Consider the following 23,632-nt stretch of genomic DNA (forward strand, 5'->3'; position numbering starts at 1 on the left):
TATTATTTCCAACCGCCACCAAGTGCACGGTACAGATCAACAATACTGCTGAGCCGTTGTCTTTTGATGGAGGCAAGATTCAATTCGGCTTGGAGAGAATTTCCCTGGGCTGTAATGACTTCCAGATAGTTTACCAGGCCACTTTTATAAAGTTTTTCTGCACTTTGGATTCCTGATTTCAAGGTTGTCACTTGCTCGCTCGCTTTTTCTTCCTGAACTTTCAGGCTTTCATTGGAAACCAAAGCATCGGAAACTTCACCAACGGCATTCAGAACAGATTGACGGAAAGCCAGAACATTTTTCTCTCTTTGGATTTTTGCGACATTCAGGTCTGTTTTCAATTGTCTTTTCTGGAAAATGGGTTGCGTGATTCCGCCTAATGCAGAGCCGAATAACGATGCTGGGATCTGAAACCAATTATCAATTTTGAAAGAATTCACACCACCATTGGCCGTGATTTTCAAAGAAGGGTACATATTAGCCTGGGCAATTCCGATCAAAGCATTGGACTCCAACAAGACCAGTTCCTGCTGACGAACATCCGGACGACGGCTTACCATTGCTGCAGGAAGTCCCGCAGATAGATTTTTAGGTAGGGAAGTGTCGGACATTTCGATCGTTCTGTTGATTTTGGCCGGATTTTCACCGATCAAAATACTCAACGCATTTTCCTGGATTTTGATATTCTGTTCAAGTTGTGTGATCAGAAGTTCGGTATATTCCTTCTGCGCTTTTGATTGTTGAACACCAAGTGACGTTGCATCGCCGCTTTGCCAGATCTTTTCTGTGATATTAAGTGTATTATTACTTAATTCTAAATTCGATTTGGCGATTTCCAATTGTTTATCGAGCATCAAGAGATTGTAATAGCCTTGGGCAATTGCTGCAACAACCTGGGTTTGGATTGCTTTTGTCGCTTCATAGGTCTGCAGATACTGCATTTTGGAAACTTCCTGCTGATTCTTGATCTTTCCCCAGATGTCGGCTTCCCATGACAAATTGAACGTTGCATTATAATCTTCAACATAACTTTTTCCCAGGAATAAGTTTATGCTTTGTCCGTTCAGACTATTGTCGGAAGGTCTTGTGATCTGACCAGTAACGCCAAAACCAACTTCCGGATATTGCATATACTTGGCCTGTTTCAATCGTTCTTGCGAAGAAGCAACCTGTTTCAGGGCGATTTGCAGGTCATAATTATTTTTGATTCCTTTTTCGATCAGGCCTTGCAAGATCGGGTCGTTGAAAAATTGTCGCCATTCCAGGTTTGCCACGCTCGCTGTATCGGCTGTTGCCGTGTATTGGAACGTTTCCGGAAGTTCCGGGCTCACTTTGTCCAAAGCTAATTTGGGCATACAGGAAACCGCACTTGCTATGACCACCGTTGAGACCAAGATCTCTTTTATCTTAGTTATTATATTCATTTATTGTTCTTTTTTACTTATTGTTTTTGGGCAGCTATTTCCGCCTTCCGCTCGCAATCTTTTTACTTTTTAGCAAAAAAGCAAAAAGGATTTCCGCTCAAGTCGGGCTGCGTGCGATTCGCTGTTCCAAAACAATGTCATTAATTTGATTTTTTGATGTAGTTTTTATCGCAAAGACGCAAAATTTATCCTTAATAAGCTTCTCTTCAAGTCGCAAAAAAAAATCGAAGATTTTTAAACTTTGCACCTTTGCGTTTAAAATTTAAATCAGGTTCAAGGCTGCTTTTTCTTTTTTCAGCTTACGTTTCTTTTTGCTTGGCATTTGCTCGTGCAGATATTGGAAGATCACATACATCACCGGAATAATGAAGATCCCGAATACAACTCCGGTAAACATTCCTCCGACCGTACTGATTCCGATGGAGTGATTTCCTTTGGCCGCCGCACCCTGAGTCCAAACTAGCGGAAGCATCCCGATGATGAAGGCAAATGATGTCATCAAAATTGGTCTTAACCTTAATCTCGAAGCTTGTAAAGCAGATTCAATCAATGTTTTTCCAGCTTTTCTTCTTTGAACCGCAAATTCTACGATCAGGATGGCGTTTTTCGCTAACAATCCGACGAGCATGATCAGTCCAACCTGAACGTAGATATTATTATCGATACCAGCCAATCCCGTGAATGCAAACACGCCGAAGATTCCTGTTGGAACCGTTAGAATGACCGCAAACGGAAGGATATAACTTTCATATTGTGCTGCTAATAGGAAGTACACAAACAAGATGCTCAATAGGAAAACGAAAGCCGTTTGTCCTCCGGTTTTGATTTCTTCACGTGTGATTCCGGTCCATTCGTAGCCGTAACCTCTCGGAAGTGATTGTTTTGCTGTTTCTTCCACAGCTTTGATGGCGTCACCTGTACTGTAACCCGGTTTTGGTGTTCCGTTGATTGTAACTGCGTTGAACAAGTTGTTTCTTGTTACCGTTTCTGGCCCGAAAGTTCTTTTCAAAGTTACAAGCGTTTTTACAGGGACCATTTCGTTCTGATTGTTTTTGACATAGATTCCGTCCAAAGAATTCGTATCTGTACGATAAGGGATATCGGCTTGGGCCATTACCCTGTAATATTTCCCGAATCTGTTGAAATCCGAGACGAAACTACTTCCGTAATAGATCTGCATCGTCTGCATTAGTTCGGTGATTGAAACACCTAATTGATTCGCTTTATCGGTATCAACATCAATGGTGTATTGAGGATTTCCTGCCGCATAAGTGGTGAAAGCAAATGCGATCTCCGGACGTTTCATCAATTCTCCAATGAAAGCCTGGGTGGTAGTTCCCAACTGCTCAAAAGAACCGTTGGTCTTATCCTGAAGCATAAACTCAAAACCGGAAACGTTACCAAATCCCTGAACCGTCGGGAAGTTGAAGAAGAACGCATTTGCATCTTTTACCTGGGATACTTTTCCTGTCAAGGTAGCTGCGATTTGGTCTGGGTCTTTCATATCACCGCGGTCTTCATAATCTTTCAGTTTGATGAAACCTGCAGAGTAGGGCGAAGCATTGGCATTACTGATGAAATTCAGTCCGTCTGCAACCCAAAGATGGTTGGTCGCACTTTCACCTTTTACGATTTTATCGATTTGTTCGGTCGCTTTGTGCGTTCTTTCCAATGAACTTCCCGGAGGCGTATTCACAGCATACAAAACGAAACCTTGGTCTTCAGTCGGGATAAATCCGGTCGGCGCTTTTTGAATCAGGAAAATACTTGCAGCGATGATAATCCCCAAACCACCTACAGCAACCCATTTATTTTTAATTAAAAATTTAAGACTGTAAATGTATTTTCTGGTCATATTGTTGAAAGCCACGTTGAAAGCGTTGAAGAATTTAGCTCCAAAACCCTTTTTTTGGCCGCGTTCGGCATGATCTCCCTGAGGGTCATTCAGGAATAATGCACATAAAGCCGGACTTAATGTCAATGCATTGACTGCAGAGATCATAATCGCAATTGCCAATGTGAAAGCAAACTGTCTGTAGAAGACACCTGCCGGACCTTGCATAAAACCAACGGGAACAAATACCGCACACATCACCAAAGTAATCGAAATGATGGCTCCGGAAATTTCTGACATAGAGCTTACTGTTGCGTGTTCCACAGACATTCCCGTATGTTCCATTTTGGAATGGACGGCTTCTACGACAACGATCGCATCATCCACAACAATACCGATGGCAAGGACCAATGCGAACAACGTTAACATATTGATACTGAAACCAAATAACTGCAGGAAGAAAAATGTACCGATGATCGCTACCGGAACTGCAATTGCCGGAATCAATGTTGAACGGAAATCCTGAAGGAAAATATAAACAACGATAAATACCAGAATAAACGCAATGACCAAAGTCTCAACAACCTGATGAATGGACGCATCCAAAAAGTCTTTGGAATTGTACATGATTATTGGTTTCACTCCTTTTGGTAAAGTTGTCTTGAATTCCTCAACCTGCTTTTCGATTTCGGTTAAGATTTCGTTGGCGTTTGAACCTGCAGTTTGAAGGATTGCGAAACCGGAAACCGGTTTTCCGTCAACTCTGTTCGCAGCAGTATAAGTATAAGAACCAAATTCTACTCTCGCCACATCTTTCAGTCTAAGGAAAGAACCATCATTATTGGCTTTGATTGCAATATTTTCGTAATCTTCGTTCTTGTTGAGTTTACCTTTATACTTTAGGATATATTCGTAAGTTTCCTTGCTTCCTTGTCCAAGACGACCCGGTGCAGCTTCTAAGTTATGGTCTTTAACAGCATTCAGAACTTCCTGTGGAGAAAGATTGTTAGCCGCCAAACGGTCCGGTTTCAGCCAAAGTCTCATCGAATAATCTCTGGTCCCGAAAACCTGGGCCTGAGCAACCCCCGGAATACGTTGCAGCTGCGGAATGATATTGATCTTCATATAGTTCTGAAGGAACAATTCATCATATTCTTTCGGGTCTTCGCTATACAATCCCATAAACATGATGAAACTGTTCTGAACTTTCTGGGTCGAGATTCCCGCCTGAACAACTTCTTGTGGAAGCTGGCTCATCGCTTTAGAAACTCGATTCTGAACATTCACCGCAGCATTGTCCGCATCTGAACCTTGTTTGAAGAATACGCTCAGGGTCATCGTTCCATCATTGCTGGAATTGGATGTCATATAGGTCATATTTTCAACACCGTTCACTGCTTCCTCGATAGGAACGGCAACAGAACGGGCAACAACTTCAGCGTTCGCACCCGGATAAAATGCCGTTACCTGAACACTTGGTGGTGCAATATCGGGAAACAATGTAATCGGCAGATTAAAAACCGAAAGTGCTCCCAACAGCAATAATATAATGGAGATGACCGTTGAAAGTACCGGTCTTTCTATAAATTGTTTTAACATACAAGTTTAATTTTTTGTTCTTCTGAATGATTTATTACAAAGGATTCGCTCTCAATAAGCTGTCAGAAGAAATCGTTTTCGGTTTGATAAGAACACCGTCTTTAAGGTTTCCAATTCCTGTGAAGACGATTTTTTCACCTTTGTTTAATCCTTCGGAAATAAAGTAGTAATTTTCTGTTTTACCTGAGATTTTCACAGGTTTTCCGATCACTTTATTATCTTTTCCAAGAACATAGACATAAGTTTTATCCTGAATCTCGAAAGTTGATTCCTGCGGAATTACAACTGCATCTGATAATAATTGCGGCATACGGACACGGCCTGTGTTTCCGGTTCTCAAAGTTCCGTTTGGATTTGGGAATACAGCACGAACGCTGATGGCACCGGTTGTTTTATCGAATTGTCCGTCGATAATGCTCATTTTTCCTTTTTCAGGATAATTGCTACCGTCTGCAATGACCAAGTCGACAGCCGGCATATTTCTAAGTTTCTCTTCAAGTGTTGCTCCTGCATATTTTTTTTGAAACGCAATGAAATCCAGTTCACTCAAAGAAAAATAAGCATAGATTTGGCTGATGTCTGATAACAAGGTCAGTGGAGTAGCGTCGGTCCTGGAAATCAAACTTCCTTTTTTGTAAGGAATTCTTCCGATGTAACCACTCACAGGTGCTGTAATAGTTGTAAATCCGACATTGATTTTACTCCCTCCCAACGAAGCTTTTGCCTGAGCAGCCGCTGCAACGGCGGCTGCATAATTGGCTTTTGCAGTTTTCAGTTGAACATCGGAAACTACTTTGTCTGCCACTAAAGGCTGAAGTCTTTCCACTTCTACTTTAGCTTTTTGAATATTGGCATTGGCAGCCTGAAGATTAGCGGAAGCCATATTCATTTGTTCGCCATAAACGCGTGGGTCGATTTTGAACAAAGGCTGTCCAGCTCTTACAAAAGAACCTTCTTCCACATAGATCCTATCAAGATAGCCGTCTACTTGCGAGCGGATCTCCACATTGTTTTTACCTTCCAATGAGGTTGGAAATTCCTGGTAAGTCGTAGCAGGAGAAGTGATAACGGTATAGACCGGAAGTTCCGGCGTAGGGAAGGCCATTGCCGTATTGTCCGCAGCTTTTGTACAACTTTGTAAAAAGATGATACTCGATATAAGTACAATAAGTTTAGAATTGTTAGTTATTTTCATTTCAAGTTTTTAAGTGTTAATTTAAGTAATAGTGTAATTGAATTAAATATTTGTTAATTTATCTAACATTGTTAGATTTTAAATCAAAAATATTAGCGCCTGGTTTTATATTGTTTCCATATTTAGAGAGTTTATGTGATTAATTTAATTTAGACCTGGATTTTGCTCTTTTCACTGACAGTGCTACATGTTGGTGAAAAATTGATATCTCAGATTTATTATTTGTTTTATTAATTAAATTTAAATTAATACTGTGTTAATATTCCTAACAGTGTTAATTGAAAATTCAAAAAAAAATTATAACGATTTTATATAAGCAGCAACGGTCTCATCAAGCGTTGTCTTGTTCATCGTAGAAGGGATGTCATCATTACGCATCATCATGATCGAGATCAAGCCGTGAACAGCTGAAAACAAAGCATGTGAAGAATGACAGGCATTGTCTGGATTGGACCCTTTTTTCTTGATGATATCATAAGTACAATCGTAAAGCAGATCCTGAAACGAAGAAAACTCTTCCTTCATCAATCCTTTTCCGCTACACTGCATTCCCAGTCCAAACATCAACTGATAATACTCCTTATTTTTAAAAGCAAATTTCCAATAGGCATCCACGATCGCAATAAGTTGCTCTTCTGGAGTATCGTATTTTTTCTGCGCTTTCAGCAATTCGATGTGTAATTTATGGAAACCATTCAGAGAGATTTCGAATAGAATTGCTTCTTTGTTTTCAAAATAATCATAAACTACTGGAGCACTATATTCTATAGCGTCAGCAATTTTTCTGATAGAGAGAGAAGCCCAACCGTCGGTTTTTGCCAAAGAGAAAGCTGCATCCAAAATATTGGCGCGTGTTGATTCTTTTTCTCTTTGTCGTCGTTCGTGTACTCCCATTTTAGTTTTCCTAACAGCGTTAGCAAAAGTATGAACTTTTTAGTTTAACTTCCAAATAAAATTTAGGTTTTATATATTAATTTAAATTGAATTTGGATTTAATTATTTGTAAATCAGTTGTTTAATTGTAGTTTTAAATTGTTTTGCCGGGAAGCGAAACAATAGAACTTTATCCAGATCAAAAAAATTTACCTTCTTTAAAAATCTTGAAGAATAATTTTAAGAAAAAATAATTATTTGTAAATTATAACATGATCAGGATAAATTATTTTTAATAAAACACCTTTATAGTACGGTATTTGTTGTAGCATATTTTGTAAACCATCAAGATTTGAAAAAACTCAATAAAGGAAAGCTGTTCAGACGTTTTATCAGAACCATAATTGCTATTTTGGTTTTTTTTGTGTTGCTGATTTTTAGCTTAAGACTTCCGTTCGTACAGAATTTTATTAAGGATAAATTGATTGTCTATCTCGAAGGGAAGATCAAAACAAAAGTGAGCCTGGAAAAGGTTTACATCGGTTTTCCAAACAGTTTGGTCATCGAGAATCTATACTTGAAAGGTCAAAAAGTCGACACGCTTTTGGCGGTCAGAAAATTTGATGTTGGATTAGATATGTGGCAATTGATCAATTCGAAAGCTGATCTGACGTCGGTAGATCTGGAAGGCGTTCGCGCTAATGTTGTCCGCGATCCGCAGGGGAAATTCAATTTTGATTATATTATGGATGCGTTCGCAACTTCGGAAAAAGAGGAAAGCCCGTCCAAGCCTTTTATCATTTCTCTGGATAAAATCAATCTAAAAGATATTGGCGTTACGTTCAATGATCAGCAATCTAAAAATGATATCAAGTTATATTTCAATTCATTCGATACGCGGGTGAAAACTTTCGACCTTCAAAATAACAAATATGCGGTCAACGACATCAATCTGGATGGTTTGAAGTTAAGACTGAAACAAGATCTGATCGAAGAAGTTTCCAAAAATGTGGAGGATAAAGTGGATTCGCTCAATCAGAAAAAACCAATGCAGTTGGGCTTGAGCGGAATCAAACTGACTAATTTCAACATCGATTATGGCGATGACAATTCTAAAACTTTTGCGAAGATTCTGTTCAAGGAATTAAGCACCAAAGTCAACAATCTCGACCTTCAAAATAATATATATGACGTTGGGACTGTTTATTTGACAGGTGCAAACATCAACGCCAACTTATTCCTTCCAGCTTCAAACGCCAATCCGAAAGAAGAAAAAGCACCAGAAGTTTCGAAAAATACAACGCGGGAAAAAGCAATGAAAGTGCTTCTCGGAAAATTGGTCTTTGAGAATGTAAAAGTGGCTTACAATAATACAGCAGTTGCGCCAACGAAGTCAGGAATGGATTTTAACCATCTTAATTTCGGAAAACTGAACTTCGATGTTCGCGATTTCAAAATGGAAAACAATGGTTTTGTAGGAAGCGTGAGATTTGCGGAGATCCAGGAATCACGAGGTTTGGATATTCAGAAATTCAATACGGATTTTGTTTACTCGGACAAAGAAGCCTATCTGAAAGACCTTTATCTTCAAACTTCAAAGACGATTTTAAGAGACGAGGTTGTCCTTAATTATAATTCAATTGAGCAATTATCGGCAAATCCTGGCTCAGTCAAGATTTCTGCAAATATCAAAGATTCCAAAATCGGTTTTTCTGATATTCTGAACTTGGTTCCAACGCTCAGAAATACCGCGCCATTTAGCAAATATCCAAACGCAATTCTTTCTGTCAATGCCAATGTAAAAGGTCTGGTAAATGACCTTTTGATCAATGAACTGAAGGTTTCTGGTCTTGATCAACTCCGTCTAAATGCCTCAGGAAGAATCCGAAATGCGATGAATCCTGACAATTTGTATTACGATTTAAGGATCGGCGAATTAGCTTCATCCGGAAGAACGATTTTCAATTTGGTCCCAAAAGGCACGATCCCGTCCAACATTTCACTGCCTTCCCACTTCAGTATCAAAGGTTTTGCGAAAGGTACGACAAAGGTTGTAAATACAAATCTTAGTCTGTATTCCACACTTGGAAATGCCGGAATAAAAGCGCAAGTTGACATGCGGAGAAAAAACCGTGAGTTGTACGATGTGAAAGCGAATCTTCAGAATCTACAAATAGGGAAGATCATTCAAAACAAAGATCTCGGTGCAATTACCGCTCAGATCTCTGCGAAAGGTGAAGGTTTTGATTTCAAAAAGGCTAATGCGAACCTTGTTGGCAACGTGCAATCGGCGACCTACAAAGGCTATCGTTATCAAAATATGAATTTGGTTGGCAAGATCAATCGTGGTGCTTATAACATTGTTCTTAATTCAAAAGATCCGAATGCAAATCTTCAGTTGACCGCTTCCGGCGTTTATGACGACAAAAATCCGACGGTGAAAGTCAATGGAAATATCAACAAATTAGATTTAAACAAACTTGGTTTTTACAGTTCGCCAATGATCTTGGCTGGCGCAATCGATGGTGATTTCAAAAGTCTCGACCCGGATAATTTGAATGGATATTTGAATCTTAAGAATTTTGCCATTTCTGATACCAAAGAAGTTTATCCCATCCAGGAAGTGAATTTGTTAGCCGTTTCTACAGCAGATTCCACGCAGATTAAATTCAATTCTCAGATCGCAGATGTGGAACTGAACGGAAAATACAAACTGACCCAAATCTTCGGTGCATTGTCACAAACGGTTAACCAGTATTATCAATTCCAAAAACCTGGAAAAGCGGCGAAGATTGATGCTGGACAATTTTTCACGGTCAACACAACGATTAAAAACGATGATTTGATCAGAAAGTTCGTTCCGGAATTAAAAAGCTTTGAAACCATCAATATCACTGGAAATTACAACGCAGATTCTCAAAAAATAGAACTTGATGCAAAGATTCCGCAAGTACTGTATGGCACCAATTCACTTGAAAATACAAACTTGAAGATCACCAACGAAAATCAAGCTTTACAATACAATCTCGATGTTGCAGCTTTGAAAAGTGAAAGTTTTGCTTTGAACAAAGTCAATATCAATGGTGATGTCGCGGATAATATTATTAATTATAACATTACAACGAAAGACGAAAAAGACGCCACGCAATTCCTGATCGCAGGTAACGCCAAGTCGATGAATGACATTACAGAAATTTCATTAAACCCAAATGGTTTGAAGTTAAATTATATGGATTGGGCGGTTGCTGACGGTAACAAGATCCAGATTGGAAGTCAAGGGATTTTCGCTGATAATTTTAGACTATCAAATTCTGGAAGTGAGATCTTGGTTCAATCAGAAAATACTTCGCCGAACAGTCCGTTGAATATCATTTTGAAAGATTTCAGGATTGAAACCATTACGGAGATTATCAAAAAAGATTCGTTGTTGGCAAAAGGAATGATCAATGGAACAGCGCAGTTGAGAGATCTGAACAAGAAAATGAACTTCAACGCCGACATCAATGTTTCTGACCTTTTCGTTTACGGAAGTCCGGTCGGGAATCTTGCTTTGAAGGCCAATAACACGTCGGCTGATATCATCAGTGCTGATATTGCGCTTTCCGGGAACGAAAATGATGTGAAAATCACAGGAAATTACAACACTTCAGCAAGTAGTTTTGATTTGAATCTTGCGATGAATCAACTTCAGATGAAAACGCTTCAAGGTCTTTCTATGAATGCGATCACAAATACAGAAGGTTATCTCTCAGGCGATTTGAAAATTACAGGAACAACGACTGAGCCGAAAATTCTCGGTGATGTGAAAATGAATGATGTCGGATTGATGATCGCGCAAACTGGAAGTGATTTCAGAAAGATCAATGATAAAATAGCTTTCACCACCCGAGGAATTGAGTTTGATGATTTTAAAATTAATGACAAGGACGGGAATTCACTTAAGATTGACGGTCAGGTTTTGACTCAGACCTACAGGGATTTTGCCTTTAATCTTGATATTAATGCAAAAGATTTCAAAGTCGTAAATTCTGAAAAATCGAATGACGCTTTGATGTACGGAATCTTGTCTATCGACGCTGCTTTAAAAGTGAGAGGAAACCTAGACCTTCCAAAAGTTGATGGTAGATTGGCAGTTTCGGATGATACAGATTTTACGTTTGTTTTGCCTCAATCAAGTCCATCGTTGCAGGAAAGAGACGGCATTGTGGAATTTATTGATCAAGACCAGATCGCATTAAACAAAACCATTGTTGCAGATTCCTTGGCCGCCAAAAATAAGATCAAAGGAATGGATGTTAGCGTAAACATCGAGGTCAGCAAGGAAGCGAAGATGTCGGTGATCATTGACAAGGCCAACGGCGATTTTGTAAAACTTCAAGGTGAAGCAGAATTGACTGGCGGAATCGATCCATCCGGAAAAACCACGTTGGTCGGCGTTTACGAAGTAGATAAGGGAAGTTATGATATGACCGTGAGTCTTTTGAAACGTAAATTCGAGATCCAAAAAGGAAGCACGATCACTTGGACTGGCGAACCGACCGCGGCAACACTTGACATCACGGCAATTTATAAAACCCAGACCGCGCCCCTTGACCTTGTGGAACAGCAGATCAGTGGAGAAAGTGCAGCGACGCTCAACCAGTACAAACAGAGAATGGAATTCAATACGTTGCTTCAGATGAAAGGTGAATTGCTAAAACCTGCCATCACGTTTGATATCACGACCGACGAGGAAAATAATTCCGTTTCGTCCAACGTAAAAGATATTGTAGATCAAAAACTCACTCAACTCAGAACCGATGAAAATGAAATGAACAAGCAGGTTTTTGCTTTACTTTTACTGAATCGTTTCATTGGTGAAAATCCTTTCGAAAATAGTGCGGGACTTTCCACAGAAACTTTGGCGAGACAAAGTGTGAGCAAGATCCTTTCTCAACAATTAAATAATTTGGCTTCCGACTTGATAAAAGGTGTTGATTTGAATTTCGATCTGGAGTCCTCTGAAGATTATTCAACAGGAACTCAAAATACAAGAACAGATCTGAATGTCGATATCAGTAAAAAATTGCTCAATGACCGTCTGAAAGTCTCTGTAGGAAGTAACTTCGGATTGGAAGGCGACGCCAGACAAAATGAAAGTACGACCAATATCGCAGGCGATGTCACAATAGATTACAGTCTTTCCAGAGATGGCAGATATATGCTGAGGGCTTACCGTAAGAACGAATACCAGGTGGCTTTGCAAGGTCAGATCGTGGAAACCGGAGTTGGTTTCATCATCACTTTGGATTATGATAAATTCCGTGAGATCTTCCAGAGTTCGAAGCGAGAAAAAAGAAAAAGAGAACGAGAAAAAAACAATAACCAAGTAGTAGATTTTAAATAATGAAGAGCCAATTTCCAATCCATTTTAGACCATTTATTGCCTTGTCATCCATTGCGATCATTTCATCTTGCAGCAATACCAAATTTCTGAAAGACGGACAAATGCTTTATACAGGTGCCGAAGTTAAAATTGAAAGCGACAGCCTTCCGAAAAAGCAAAAGAAAGCTTTGAAGGCTGAACTGGAAGAAAATCTGACGCCGAAACCCAACTCAAGTTTTCTTGGACTGAGACCAAAATTGTATGCTTACAATATTGCCAAAGAACCTAAGAAAGAGAAAGGTTTCAATTATTGGTTGAAATATAAATTTGGAGAAAAACCAGTTTTGCTAGGCGATGTCGATAAGGAATTCAACAAGGATATTTTGGTTAATTATTCCGAAAACAAAGGTTACTTCAATGCGCAGGCGACTTACGATACGGTTTCGAAAAACAAGAAGGCGCAGGTCATTTATACAGTTAAGCCTGGAAATCAATATTTGATCAGTCAGGTTAAGTTTCAGGAAGATTCTACTTTGATCAATCAGGAAATTCAGAATTTGAAAGACAAATCCCTTTTGAAAGTCGGAAATCCATTTGATCTTGGTGTCATCAAAGCTGAACGGGAAAGAATTGATAATGGATTGAAGGAAAAAGGTTTCTATTATTTCCATCCGGACAATATCATCGTTCAGGCAGATAGTACGGTGGCAAAAAATCATAAAGTAGAACTGAATGTCAAACTGAAGGAACAAACACCTTATCTGGCAACGAAACAATTTTCCATTGATAAAGTAGTGGTTTTCCCAAATTATAACATTCGTGATGTGAAAGACGGAAAATATAGTGTTCCAATGAGCGAAGATTCCCTTTCCAAATATGCTTATGAAGATATCTATGTAATCGATCCGGAACATAAATTCAAACCGAGGATCTTTGACCGCGCTTTATACTTCAAACCAGGAGATGTCTATAACAGGAAAGACCATAATCTAACCTTGAGCCGACTGATCAGCTTGGGCGTTTTCAAATTTGTGAAGAATGAGTTCGTGGTTTCAGATTCTTTGAATCATAAATTCGATGCCTATTATTTACTGACACCAAGACAGATCCAGTCATTGCGTTTGGAAACTTTGGGAAGAACCAACTCAGCCAATTATGGTGGAGGCGAGGTGAACCTGAACTGGACGCACCGTAACTTCTTCCGTGGTGCTGAGCAATTCAAAGCGGCTGTTTATGGAGCTTTCGATGTGCAGTTGGGTGGACCGAAAGATGCGAACAACATCATCCGGGTTGGTGCGAATACACAACTTTCTATTCCTAGAATTGTTGCGCCGTTTAGATTTAATTCCTCCAGTGCATTCGTTCCGAGGACCAATATCAACTTGGGTTATGAATATCAAAGTCGTACGGAATTGTACACACTACACAACTTCAATGCGTCATTTGGTTATGTTTGGAAAGAAAATGTGAGAAAAGAACATGATCTGAAGGTCATCGATATCACAATGGTCGCACCTCAAACTGTAACTGAAAAATACCGCCAACAGATCAACGGAGATCCAGCCAATGGAATTCCAGCCAATCCGACTTTGCAAAGGGTTGTGGATAAGCAACTGATCTTCGGACCAACTTATACTTACACTTACACCAACACCACTTCGCCAAAGACCAACACGATCTATTACCGTGGAATGTTGGATCTGGCAGGAAATATCACAGGATTTCTAACAGGCGCAAACGCGAAAAAAGGCGATCAGAAAAATATTTTCGGTGTTCCGTTCAGTCAATACGCGAAGATGGAACACGATTTCAGGTTCTACCACAAATTCAATGAGAAGACGAATTTCGCTTCTCGAATTATTGCCGGAATTGCCTATCCGTACGGAAACTCAGAATTTGTGCCTTATTCCAGACAGTTTTTTGTGGGTGGAAGTAACAGTATCCGAGCCTTTCGAGCAAGAACATTAGGCCCTGGAAGTTATGATCCTAGAACTCAGAATGCGACTTTCTATTTTGACCAGTCAGGTGACATCAAATTGGAAATGAATGCGGAATACAGAGCCAATATCTACAAATTCCTGAATGTGGCCGCGTTTGTAGATGCAGGAAATATTTGGTTGGTGAATGATGATATCAATGAACAAGGCATCAATACAAGACCTGGTGGAAAGTTCTCCAAAGATTTCTTGAGTGAAGTAGCGGTTGGCGCCGGAGTAGGTTTACGACTGGATTTTTCAATTCTTGTTTTGAGACTAGATCTTGCAATGCCTTTGAAAGTGCCTTATTATGAAAAAGGTGACCGTTGGGTTTTGGATAGAGTGAAATTTGGAGACAGCTCCTGGCGAAAAGACAACCTGATCCTGAATATTGCGATCGGATATCCATTTTAAATTATATCTTAGCCAAAGCTTGATGAACGTATTTTCTGCCTATGAATGAGTTTTCAGAATTCTACAAAACATTAGAAGTTGATAACGGGCTTCTTTTCATGTTGATGCTCATGAGCGTCTTCGTAGCTATTTTCCATACAGTTATTCTGATGGGACTTTATGAGATCGATCTCAAACCAAAATGGCTTTTCTTTGTTCTAAATCCTTTATTGATCTGGCTTGCTTCATTATATGACAGCAGATCGGGAGCACTAGTTGCAATTGTTTTGTTTCTTTCTGTGTTTGTTTTAGGAATTCTCGGGATGATTGTCTCAGCGATCAGAAGTGGACTTCAAAGTTCCAAGGAAGAAGATGAACGCAGAAAACGAAGTGGAAAACCAGCACTTCCTATTTGGAAAAAGATCTTATTGACTTTTTCCGGATTGATTTTCTTTGGATTGGTCCTATCATTAGGTGTTCCTTATTTTATCATCATTGTATTCATTATTCTTCCGTTTTTAACATCTTTAAAACCAAATAACAAAAAAAGGTTCTACAAATTCCAGCGCACACTTCCAACTTCCAATATCCGTTCTGTGGCAATGGGATTGGCAGAGATCTCTGGAACGTCAAAGACAATTGAGCCGATGATGGCGCGTATCGGAAAAAAAGAGTGCATTGGCTATCTTTATACGATAGAAACTGTAAGCACGGACAAAGATGGTAAAGATTCTTACTCTTTGGAATCCTCGGAAACCATTTGTAATCCTTTTTTCCTACAAGATAAATCTGGTCAAATCAAAGTGGTAACCGATGATATTGAGTTCATAGATTTTGAGATTGATGAGCAATATCAATCCTCGATGAAGCGATACACGCAATATCTCCTGAAAGAGGATATGGAAGTTTTACTCATAGGTAAAGCTGGTTTGCAGGAAAATAACGAACCTGTTTTTCAAAAGGAAGAGATCAAAGATGTTTTCGGGATCTCACCTGTAAAAAGTGTGGAAAATTATAATACATTAAGGCCAATTCTACAATCTGCCGGGTATTTCGTTTATTTTTGGGTGATCCTGACTGCATTGATCTTTCTTACACCGATCAGTTTGACCAATAATGGTTTAAAGTTTGGAAAGATCAATATGGATCTGCCTTTTAAAAATTCAAAACCTGTGAGATCTGTCACGGATTTTTATGACAACATCTATGATAGCTATGAACAGACGAAACCAATTGATAGTACTGATCAACAACAAGCTGAAGGTGCAGAAGTAACAAAGCCATCAGAATAAATTTAAATTAAAAAAAATACAAAACTATGATACAGATTTTCGCTTACGTTATTTTAGGACTGGTCGTTTTAGGACTTTTGAATGTGATTGTTTCGACCTACAACAGATTGGTGATGCTCAAAAATAATGTTGAGAAATCCTTTGTGAACATCGATGTGCTTTTGAAGCAAAGAGCCGATGAAATTCCGAATCTTATAAAAGTGGTGAAGGAGTCTATGAGGTTCGAGGAATCCATGTTGACGAAGTTGACCGAATTGCGCACCAATTTCCTTAATGCCAACTCGGCTGAAAAAAAAGTGGAGTTGTCCAATCAGATGCAGGAGCAATTGAAATCGATTTTCACTATTGCGGAAAATTATCCTGATATCAAAACCAATCAGAATTTCCAATTGCTACAAGGTCGTGTTTCTCAGATAGAAGATGCAATTGCTGACCGAAGAGAGTTTTATAATGAAAGTGTGACGATGTACAACATCGGAATTGCAGAATTCCCTAATTTGATTTTGGCAAAAATGATGCTTTACGGGAAAAAGCAATTGCTTCAGATCTCCGAACAAGAAAAAAAATACGATGGAATTGCCTTTTAATATGATAGATATCCTGCGAAATATAGAAGCAGAACCTGGAGTTTTGGTGGCTTTTGCTGCATTTCATCCTTTTGCACTGGTGATCTTAATAATTCCGCTCTGGATATTAAAAAAAATTGGTGTTTACAAACCGATCGAGAGTCTTGGTATCTTTGGTTTTTCTGTGACCGTTATTTTTATGGTTGGTTGGCTTATGGGTTTTGTTTCTCAGATCTTGCTAATGTTCATGGGTGTTTCCGGACTTAAGATGTTGATGGTCTACTTCTCGATGTATCTCTGCATCACCGCTTTTGTCATAGTGAATGCCGCTGGTTTGAGAAAGAAGTTCGATCAGGACCAATTGAAAAAGAAACCTTTGAATAATTGATCATTATAACGTGTTTATCATTTGATTTGATCACAAGGTTGTTGTTGCTTCTGATTATTATAGATCTCAGGAGATAAGTCCGATAAATTTTCGTTTTTTTGCAAAATCTTATTTTAACAGAACTATGTCGAAGATCGATGATATCAGGTATTTTTATGATGAAGAAGTGAATGGAGCTTTGCTAAATGTGGCCAGACATCCGATGATGAAAGCGCTCATGCAGTTTACATTTCCAAATCGTGATGAGAATTTTTGGCTTGATGAGTTTAAAAATATACATTCTATAAATGATTTTCAAAATCGGATCATCTCGCATACCGTTCGTCAGATCCTTAATAAAAGTTCAGATGGTCTAAGTACTTCTGGATTTGATAAGCTGGATAAAAATACAGCTTATCTTTTCATTTCAAATCATAGAGATATTGTATTGGACACCTCTTTGTTGAATCTGGTATTGCTGGATAACGGATTGATGCTGACGGCTTCTGCAGTTGGGGATAATCTTATCCAAAACTCTTTTATCAATATTTTGGCAAAATTGACCCGAAATTTTTTGGTACAAAGAGATCTGCCAATTCGTGAGCAGTTGAGCAGTTCGAAACTTCTGTCAGAATATATCTATGATCTTTTGAAGAAGAAAAATCGTTCTGTGTGGATTGCGCAGCGAGAAGGCCGAGCCAAAGACGGAAATGATTTTACACAACAAGGTATACTGAAGATGTTGGCAATGGCTGGTGGTGATATACCATTGATAGATTTTTTTAAAAGCCTGAAAATAGTCCCATTATCGATATCTTATGAATATGATCCTACAGATGCGCTAAAATTGCCACAACTGATGGCAAAATCAAGAAATGAGACCTATGCCAAAGATGATAATGAAGATTTCAAGACAATTCTGAGTGGTGCCTTGGGACAAAAAAAACATATCCATCTACATGCAGGCAATATTCTAAATGAAGAATTGGACAACATCGCATCACAATATGAAAACAAGAACAAACAACTTCAGGCGATCGCTCAGGTCATAGATGATTCCATCATAAAAAACTATAAACTTTGGCCAACCAAATATATTGCTTACGACCTTCTTCATAAAACTGACCGGTATTCTGAACATTACACAAAAGAGGAAAAGCAATTATTCGAGCGACGTTTGGAAATGCGTATCGATAGTTCCGATGAGACTCTGAAAAATAGTTTTCTTGAGATGTACGCCAATCCGGTAACTAATAAGGCCAAACAAGACGATAATGTATAATTTTAATTTATACATCATCGATCAATCAAATGCAAAGCCATATTAATAATATATTAAATTTTGGCTTTCCTATTGGAATAGTTCTAATATTAATTCTTTCTGGACAAAGTTTTAAACCATAGTTCAAGGTCTTCATCTGCTGGTATTTGTAATTTGTTACGGAGGTTCTGTCGCCTGTTTCTAACAGTATTTATTGATTTGAAAGTGTATAGTGCTATTTCTTTTGTAGTGAAGCCTAGAAAAAAGTACGCGCAAAGTGTTAATTCTGATATTCTTAGTTTACTATCTATGGAAAGTATGGCGCTTATCACTTCTGGATAGACTTCCTGAAAACGTGTGAAAAATTCGGGATTATTACTTTTTGCCAAAGCAAAGATATCATCAAAGGATTGATTGATCTTTTGTTCCAGATTTCGAGTATCTTCTCGGTAACGCAGCGTGATCTCTTCCTTTTGTTGAATAAGCATTTTTTCCTTTTGAGAAGATATTTTTTTTAAATGTTTAAATTTTTTGACCTTTCTCCTGTATAATAACCATAAAGTTACAAATAGAACGATTGCAGCAACCGTTATTGTGATTATCGTATAATTTGCTTTTGCATCTTTTTTTGTGAATTCATCTTTTTGATCAGAAAGGATAGAATTGATTATCAGGCTGGATGCAGAAAGCATTTCGGATTTCAGGTTGTTTTGAAGCTCGAGAGATCGTAATTTATATTTTTCTTCCAGAACTTTATTCCCCAAAAGATGATACGCATTGCTCATCTTTTGATAAATAGGCGGAATCTCACTTTTTAATTTGGTTTGTTCAGAGATTTCTAGCGCTTTTTTGTAATATATTATTGCAGAATCATTTTCTTTATTATATATCATCAAATCACCGTAGGACCTGAATGTATGAGAAAGAAAAGGGTAGTTATGGGTTTTTGCTGTATTGATCGCTTTGCTCAGGAAGGACCGGGCTGCTTTTGGATCGTGTGTGGATAGATAATAATTGCCTAGTTCTACATAATTATTAATGATGCTTGAAAGGTATTTTTGAGTTTCCAGTGTCTCTAATATCAGTTGGTTTTCGTTAAGATAATAAAATGTAGAATCAGGTTTTTCCATTGATCTATAGATCAAGGCGATATTTTCATTAATTAGAGTCTGGGCAAATTTTTTTTCAGTTTCATCTTTTTTTAATTCCGGAATGGTTTCTAATGCTTTTTTGCTTTCAGAAATGGCATTTGGAAGTAGTTTCATGTTGCCATATATCCGGCTACGAACCCTTCTTATCTCAAAATTTAAATTCGGGTCTTTTAGAATTTGATTTTCATGTTGTGCCTTATCAAGGTATTCTAACCCTTGCTTATAGATGCTTAATTCCGTTAGACACTGGGCAATGCGAAAATTACTGATAGCTATTCCGCGCGAATATTTTTTTTGATTGCTTGATCTTAGTGCTTTCTGTGCATATTTAATTGCTCCGGGCAGATCGAACTCTGTTGTTTTTATATAAGAAGAATCTAATAGCACTTCGATCTCTTTAATTTTTTGTCCATTTTGTGAAAAAAAAATAACAGGAAGACATAACAATATATATAGTAAGATTTTATTCATAGTAGTAGAAGGCCAACTTATTCGAATAAACAAAATTAATATTATAAATTATTTTGATATAATGATTTATTACAGTTATTATGAGTGTGTATTTTGTAAATATCTAACAAATATTTTTGTTATAATATATTATGTTTATAATTAATTTAGTTTATTTCATAGTTATTAGTTAAAAACCACTCTGTCTATACTTTCACAAATAAGACGAAGAGTGGTTGTTATAGATCATGTAAAATTCAGTTGATTCATTATAGACCAATCGTCAATATTATTCTAGGGTTTCCAAAAAGACCATATCGTACCATTATAGACAGCTAATTGTCGATTGGTCGTGTCATATACCATCATTCCTGGAGTGGGGTTCATGAGGTTCAGATGTGGGTTTGCTACTTTGGGTAATACCATTGCTTTATTGGTGTCTGTTAAAACAAGGATCCCTGAAGTTGTATCGCTTTCACCATTTATGCCAATAGTTACCTTTGCGCTATTCGATTCCTTTTTCTCGTCTTGTAATGAAGAGTCAATACTGTTGAACTGTGTGAACGTAATGTCATTATTTGATTTGTCTTTAACCGTCAACGGAAAAGTAGGATCTCCTGTAAGGTCAAACCATGCACCGGCTTTTCTATATTTCATCTTCTTGTCCGACAGGTCAAAAATAATTGTCCCATCTACGATTGTTCCCTGCATTCCTCTGTATCCTGACCCCGTTGTAGAATTATAAACGACAGGAGTGTCTGGTATTGTAGATACCCATGGGATAACAATTCCTTTGACATTATCTGCAGAGTCGTAAAATTCAAGGGAAATATCGGATCCTGCTGTTGTTGCTTTTTTACCAATCGCTACCTGTGCAAAGATGGTAGTTGTGTATAGTATTGATAGTACTGTAATACTTTTTTTCATTGTTTTTATTGTGTTTAGAAAGAAAGATATAGAGGTGATTTTTAAAGTTTTTCACCTCTGCTATCTTTTTATTTGTTATTGATTCGGGCAAGCCGGAGTATTGAAACAATACCAAGCTGGAGTTGTTGTTCCTTCTTTGATGGTATATATTTTAAGACAATCTGCCTCTTCATCATATACCATCATTCCTTCGATAGGATTAGAAATAAGGTTTAGATTGGCGGTTGCAGGAATTCTGTTTACGACAAATCCTTTTTCTTTGGATTCTAGAACAGTCCATGCTCCTTTCCTAATCATTGGCCAGTTATCCTTATCATCTTCACCAGCTCTTTGTAATGCTGATATACCATGGCTGGTTTCTAGTGTTATTCCTCCTGTAGCTCCAGGTTTGTAGCATAAATTAGAAGTTGTGCAGCTGTTTATAAGGCTGTTTTGGGAACTACCGATTGTTTGACCTGTAATATTGCTATAGTTGGCGGGTAAGGTTGAAAATTGAGGGATTCCATTACTGTTCACACATGCTGAACTAGCGCATAGATTTTGATTAGACGCAGTGGAACCGATTCCTACTTTTACGTTACCTGCGGCATTTACAAGCTGGGAAGTTGTAATGTCAGCACCTCCTTCCAGAGCATCTAAACAGCCGTCATTGTCAGAATCCAGATCTAATCTATCAGGAATACCGTCGCCATCTGTGTCGCATTCGACAAATCCGATCAGTTTAAAATCATCATGTCCTATAGTTGCAGAAGCACCTCCGCTAACGGTATAAAAATATACTCTGAATTTATAAGCCTTGTTTGGTTGCATATAGAAAGTACCATTTGTTACACTGTAAACCAGATCTCCCAGATTAGGATTGTAGGTCTTATCTCCATGCAAAATATTGCTTGTAGAAAAATTATCATCAGATACTCTCAATAAATAATGATATTGTGTATCTTCTCCTGTCTGAGCAGAGTTCATCGAATAGTATCCCACACTTTTTATAGCGATATATTGACTAGGAGTTATTGTATATTCTATATACTCATTATTTGCTATCGCTTGAGATTCATTAACAGCATTGATTCCTGAAAGTTGCTGGTAATTATGCGAAGTTTGAAGTGTTCTGCTTAATCCGGCACCTGCAATACTATTGGATGCTGTGAGAGCAGATGTGTAGATTGAGGCAGTATAATTTCCGCTATTCCAATAAATAATAAGCTGTTGTGAGGCATTTGAACATTCTTCGGTATCTAAGATCCCATCATTATCATCGTCTAGATCGCAGGCGTCGGGAATCCCGTCTCCGTCACTGTCCAAAGAAGTAAGGTTTGTAACAACAACAGGACTTGAAGCTGAACTGTAACAGTTTCCTGTACTGCTATAATAAAAAGCATAGTATGTTCCTGCACCAGCTTGTGTGATCTGAGTTCCTGTAAGTGCCGTTCCCGTATGTGTGCTGTTTGTAAACCAGACCAAAGATGTCCCGGAAGGTATAGTTCCTGTATGTGCCGTGTTAAGATTTACATAATTTGCGGGACAGGAGTATGATAGATTTTGGACGGATGGAGCAGTGATTGTAGGATTAGTTACGACAACAGAATTTGAAGCTGGACTATAACATCCGTTTGTGCTATCATAATAAAAGGCGTAATATGTTCCTGCGACAGCCTGTGTGACCTGAGTTCCAGAAAGCGCCGTTCCACTATGTGCGCTATTTGTAAACCATACCAATGATGCTCCGGACGGAACCGTTCCTGTATGTGCCGTGTTGAGATTTATATAAGTAGCAGGACAAGAGTATGATAGGTTCTTCACTGTAGGCGCTGTAGTTCCTGCTGAGCAAGCTGGTTTTATCGATACTCCGCATATTGCCATGAGTGAACCTGCTAAACCTCCATTTCCGCTAATGGTCAAACTTGTATAAGCATTGGGTGCAGATATTTTGAACAGCCCTCCGCCGCCGCCACTTGTTCCACTTGTGTCAAGAGGAGCTCCGGCACCGGAATAAATGGTGTTACCACTTATTGTAGAATAACAGTTTGTTCCAGCCGTAATGTTGACTGTACCTCCATTGGAATTAAATATAAAATTTTCATTATAAGAAGGGTATCCGCCTGTTCCTGTTGCAGTTAGAACAACTACCAGGTCATTGACCGGCTTGTTGAAATTTAGCGTGACACTCCAGGGACTGTAGGCTGTTGGGTTCCATAGGTCTCCAGCACCTACAAGTAATGAATTGTTGGATGTGGTAACTGCTCCTGAGCAACTGGACCAGGCACCATAAGAATAATTTTGAATATCACCTGTATAAGTAGTGGTGACGGTCACACCGTTTACCACCACAGAGCCGGATCTTGGTATATTTGTAGTTCCTCCACTACATGTTACCTGTGCATTACCATTTATACTCGATAAAAGAAAAAGCATCAGGACAATTATTTTTGTGTTTTTTAATATTAATTTCATTTTTTCCCTTATTAATGTTTATTTCTTGTTTTTTCAAGTGGATTAACTGAAGAATTGTATGGCAGATGCTCTAGTCTTAACCATTTTCTACTGCTGGCATCGTAGTAATAATATCCCTTTGCGGTGATGTTATTGGTCCTGCCTTGTGGCTTAGAATCCGGTTCTGATATAAATACAACTTTCTTATCCGTGAATTCAAAGTTGTCGGCAGTCCTGAGTTCATCACCTGTCCATATCTCGGCAATGAGACCTGTTTTTGTTGTATTGTGAGTCTTGTTATCAACTTGTGAAAAAGCTGATATGGAAAACACGGCAGAGATTATGAAAATAATTTTTTTCATTTTTGAAATGTTTTTGATTTAAAAAAATAGTTTTTGGTGCAGTTATAATATGTTCACTTTTACAAGGCTTTGTAAATAGTAACCATGCTATACTAAAGGAATTAAATTATTTAGCTCCATTAAATTTTGGCATAAGGGTATCCGGATCTTCAGAAAGATGTATT

14 protein-coding genes are annotated in these 23,632 nt (G+C 38.3%); 6 read left to right on the top strand and 8 right to left on the bottom strand.

The window, feature by feature from the left end; all coding sequences use genetic code 11:
- Positions 1–2: 2 nt before the first annotated feature.
- The 4 genes from BLT30_RS07135 to BLT30_RS07150 all read right to left on the bottom strand — a co-directional run bounded on the left by BLT30_RS07135 (position 3) and on the right by BLT30_RS07150 (position 6,946).
- Positions 3–1,424, bottom strand: coding sequence for an efflux transporter outer membrane subunit (locus BLT30_RS07135; protein WP_089872738.1), 1,422 nt, complete (start codon positions 1,422–1,424; stop codon positions 3–5).
- Between the two features lie 262 nt (positions 1,425–1,686).
- Complete coding sequence (locus BLT30_RS07140; protein ID WP_089872740.1) at positions 1,687–4,857, bottom strand: efflux RND transporter permease subunit; 3,171 nt, start codon at positions 4,855–4,857, stop codon at positions 1,687–1,689.
- A 34-nt stretch (positions 4,858–4,891) separates the two neighbouring features.
- Positions 4,892–6,052 (bottom strand): efflux RND transporter periplasmic adaptor subunit, encoded by a 1,161-nt coding sequence (locus tag BLT30_RS07145; protein WP_089872742.1) that lies wholly within the window; start codon positions 6,050–6,052, stop codon positions 4,892–4,894.
- A 297-nt stretch (positions 6,053–6,349) separates the two neighbouring features.
- Positions 6,350–6,946: a TetR/AcrR family transcriptional regulator gene (locus tag BLT30_RS07150; protein WP_027382452.1), complete on the bottom strand. Its 597-nt coding sequence runs from the start codon at positions 6,944–6,946 to the stop codon at positions 6,350–6,352.
- 331 nt (positions 6,947–7,277) lie between these two features.
- Between BLT30_RS07150 and BLT30_RS07155 the strand changes: the two genes are divergently transcribed.
- From BLT30_RS07155 to BLT30_RS07180, 6 genes are all read left to right on the top strand, one after another.
- Positions 7,278–12,311: a translocation/assembly module TamB domain-containing protein gene (locus BLT30_RS07155; protein ID WP_089872744.1), complete on the top strand. Its 5,034-nt coding sequence runs from the start codon at positions 7,278–7,280 to the stop codon at positions 12,309–12,311.
- Positions 12,311–14,680: a translocation and assembly module lipoprotein TamL gene (tamL, locus tag BLT30_RS07160; protein ID WP_089872746.1), complete on the top strand. Its 2,370-nt coding sequence runs from the start codon at positions 12,311–12,313 to the stop codon at positions 14,678–14,680. Before BLT30_RS07155 ends, tamL begins: the two co-directional genes overlap by 1 nt.
- A gap of 41 nt (positions 14,681–14,721) precedes the next feature.
- Complete coding sequence (locus BLT30_RS07165; protein ID WP_089872748.1) at positions 14,722–15,951, top strand: UbiA family prenyltransferase; 1,230 nt, start codon at positions 14,722–14,724, stop codon at positions 15,949–15,951.
- Between the two features lie 26 nt (positions 15,952–15,977).
- The gene (locus BLT30_RS07170; protein WP_089872750.1) at positions 15,978–16,538 is read left to right on the top strand and encodes a LemA family protein; all 561 of its coding nucleotides are present in this window, start codon (positions 15,978–15,980) and stop codon (positions 16,536–16,538) included.
- On the top strand, positions 16,522–16,905 hold the full coding sequence (locus BLT30_RS07175; protein ID WP_089872752.1) for a hypothetical protein: 384 nt from the start codon (positions 16,522–16,524) through the stop codon (positions 16,903–16,905). Before BLT30_RS07170 ends, BLT30_RS07175 begins: the two co-directional genes overlap by 17 nt.
- A gap of 124 nt (positions 16,906–17,029) precedes the next feature.
- Positions 17,030–18,166: a 1-acyl-sn-glycerol-3-phosphate acyltransferase gene (locus tag BLT30_RS07180; protein ID WP_089872754.1), complete on the top strand. Its 1,137-nt coding sequence runs from the start codon at positions 17,030–17,032 to the stop codon at positions 18,164–18,166.
- Between the two features lie 89 nt (positions 18,167–18,255).
- Here the strand turns inward: BLT30_RS07180 and BLT30_RS07185 are convergent, their stop codons facing one another.
- From BLT30_RS07185 to BLT30_RS07200, 4 genes are all read right to left on the bottom strand, one after another.
- A complete protein-coding gene (locus BLT30_RS07185) occupies positions 18,256–19,410 on the bottom strand; it encodes a transcriptional regulator (protein WP_175487143.1) in 1,155 nt (384 codons plus the stop codon).
- A 630-nt stretch (positions 19,411–20,040) separates the two neighbouring features.
- Positions 20,041–20,673, bottom strand: a complete 633-nt coding sequence (locus BLT30_RS07190) for a hypothetical protein (protein ID WP_089872758.1) — start codon at positions 20,671–20,673, stop codon at positions 20,041–20,043.
- Positions 20,674–20,748: 75 nt separating this feature from the next.
- Positions 20,749–23,127, bottom strand: a complete 2,379-nt coding sequence (locus BLT30_RS07195; RefSeq protein WP_139166600.1) for a hypothetical protein — start codon at positions 23,125–23,127, stop codon at positions 20,749–20,751.
- An 11-nt stretch (positions 23,128–23,138) separates the two neighbouring features.
- Positions 23,139–23,468 carry a hypothetical protein gene (locus BLT30_RS07200; RefSeq protein ID WP_089872762.1) on the bottom strand — a complete coding sequence of 110 codons (330 nt, stop codon included), beginning with the start codon at positions 23,466–23,468 and terminating at the stop codon, positions 23,139–23,141.
- Positions 23,469–23,632: the final 164 nt, after the last annotated feature.

The sequence above is a fragment of the Epilithonimonas hungarica genome, assembly GCF_900102265.1.
Lineage (GTDB): Bacteria > Bacteroidota > Bacteroidia > Flavobacteriales > Weeksellaceae > Epilithonimonas > Epilithonimonas hungarica.

Excerpts from the sequence above, each read along its gene's own strand:
- BLT30_RS07135 (WP_089872738.1), bottom strand. The coding sequence starts at position 1,424 with ATGAATATAATAACTAAGATAAAAGAGATCTTGGTCTCAACGGTGGTC.
- BLT30_RS07140 (WP_089872740.1), bottom strand. The coding sequence starts at position 4,857 with ATGTTAAAACAATTTATAGAAAGACCGGTACTTTCAACGGTCATCTCC.
- BLT30_RS07145 (WP_089872742.1), bottom strand. The coding sequence starts at position 6,052 with ATGAAAATAACTAACAATTCTAAACTTATTGTACTTATATCGAGTATC.
- BLT30_RS07150 (WP_027382452.1), bottom strand. The coding sequence starts at position 6,946 with ATGGGAGTACACGAACGACGACAAAGAGAAAAAGAATCAACACGCGCC.
- tamL (WP_089872746.1), top strand. The coding sequence starts at position 12,311 with ATGAAGAGCCAATTTCCAATCCATTTTAGACCATTTATTGCCTTGTCA.
- BLT30_RS07165 (WP_089872748.1), top strand. The coding sequence starts at position 14,722 with ATGAATGAGTTTTCAGAATTCTACAAAACATTAGAAGTTGATAACGGG.
- BLT30_RS07170 (WP_089872750.1), top strand. The coding sequence starts at position 15,978 with ATGATACAGATTTTCGCTTACGTTATTTTAGGACTGGTCGTTTTAGGA.
- BLT30_RS07175 (WP_089872752.1), top strand. The coding sequence starts at position 16,522 with ATGGAATTGCCTTTTAATATGATAGATATCCTGCGAAATATAGAAGCA.
- BLT30_RS07180 (WP_089872754.1), top strand. The coding sequence starts at position 17,030 with ATGTCGAAGATCGATGATATCAGGTATTTTTATGATGAAGAAGTGAAT.
- BLT30_RS07185 (WP_175487143.1), bottom strand. The coding sequence starts at position 19,410 with ATGAAACTACTTCCAAATGCCATTTCTGAAAGCAAAAAAGCATTAGAA.
- BLT30_RS07190 (WP_089872758.1), bottom strand. The coding sequence starts at position 20,673 with ATGAAAAAAAGTATTACAGTACTATCAATACTATACACAACTACCATC.
- BLT30_RS07195 (WP_139166600.1), bottom strand. The coding sequence starts at position 23,127 with ATGAAATTAATATTAAAAAACACAAAAATAATTGTCCTGATGCTTTTT.
- BLT30_RS07200 (WP_089872762.1), bottom strand. The coding sequence starts at position 23,468 with ATGAAAAAAATTATTTTCATAATCTCTGCCGTGTTTTCCATATCAGCT.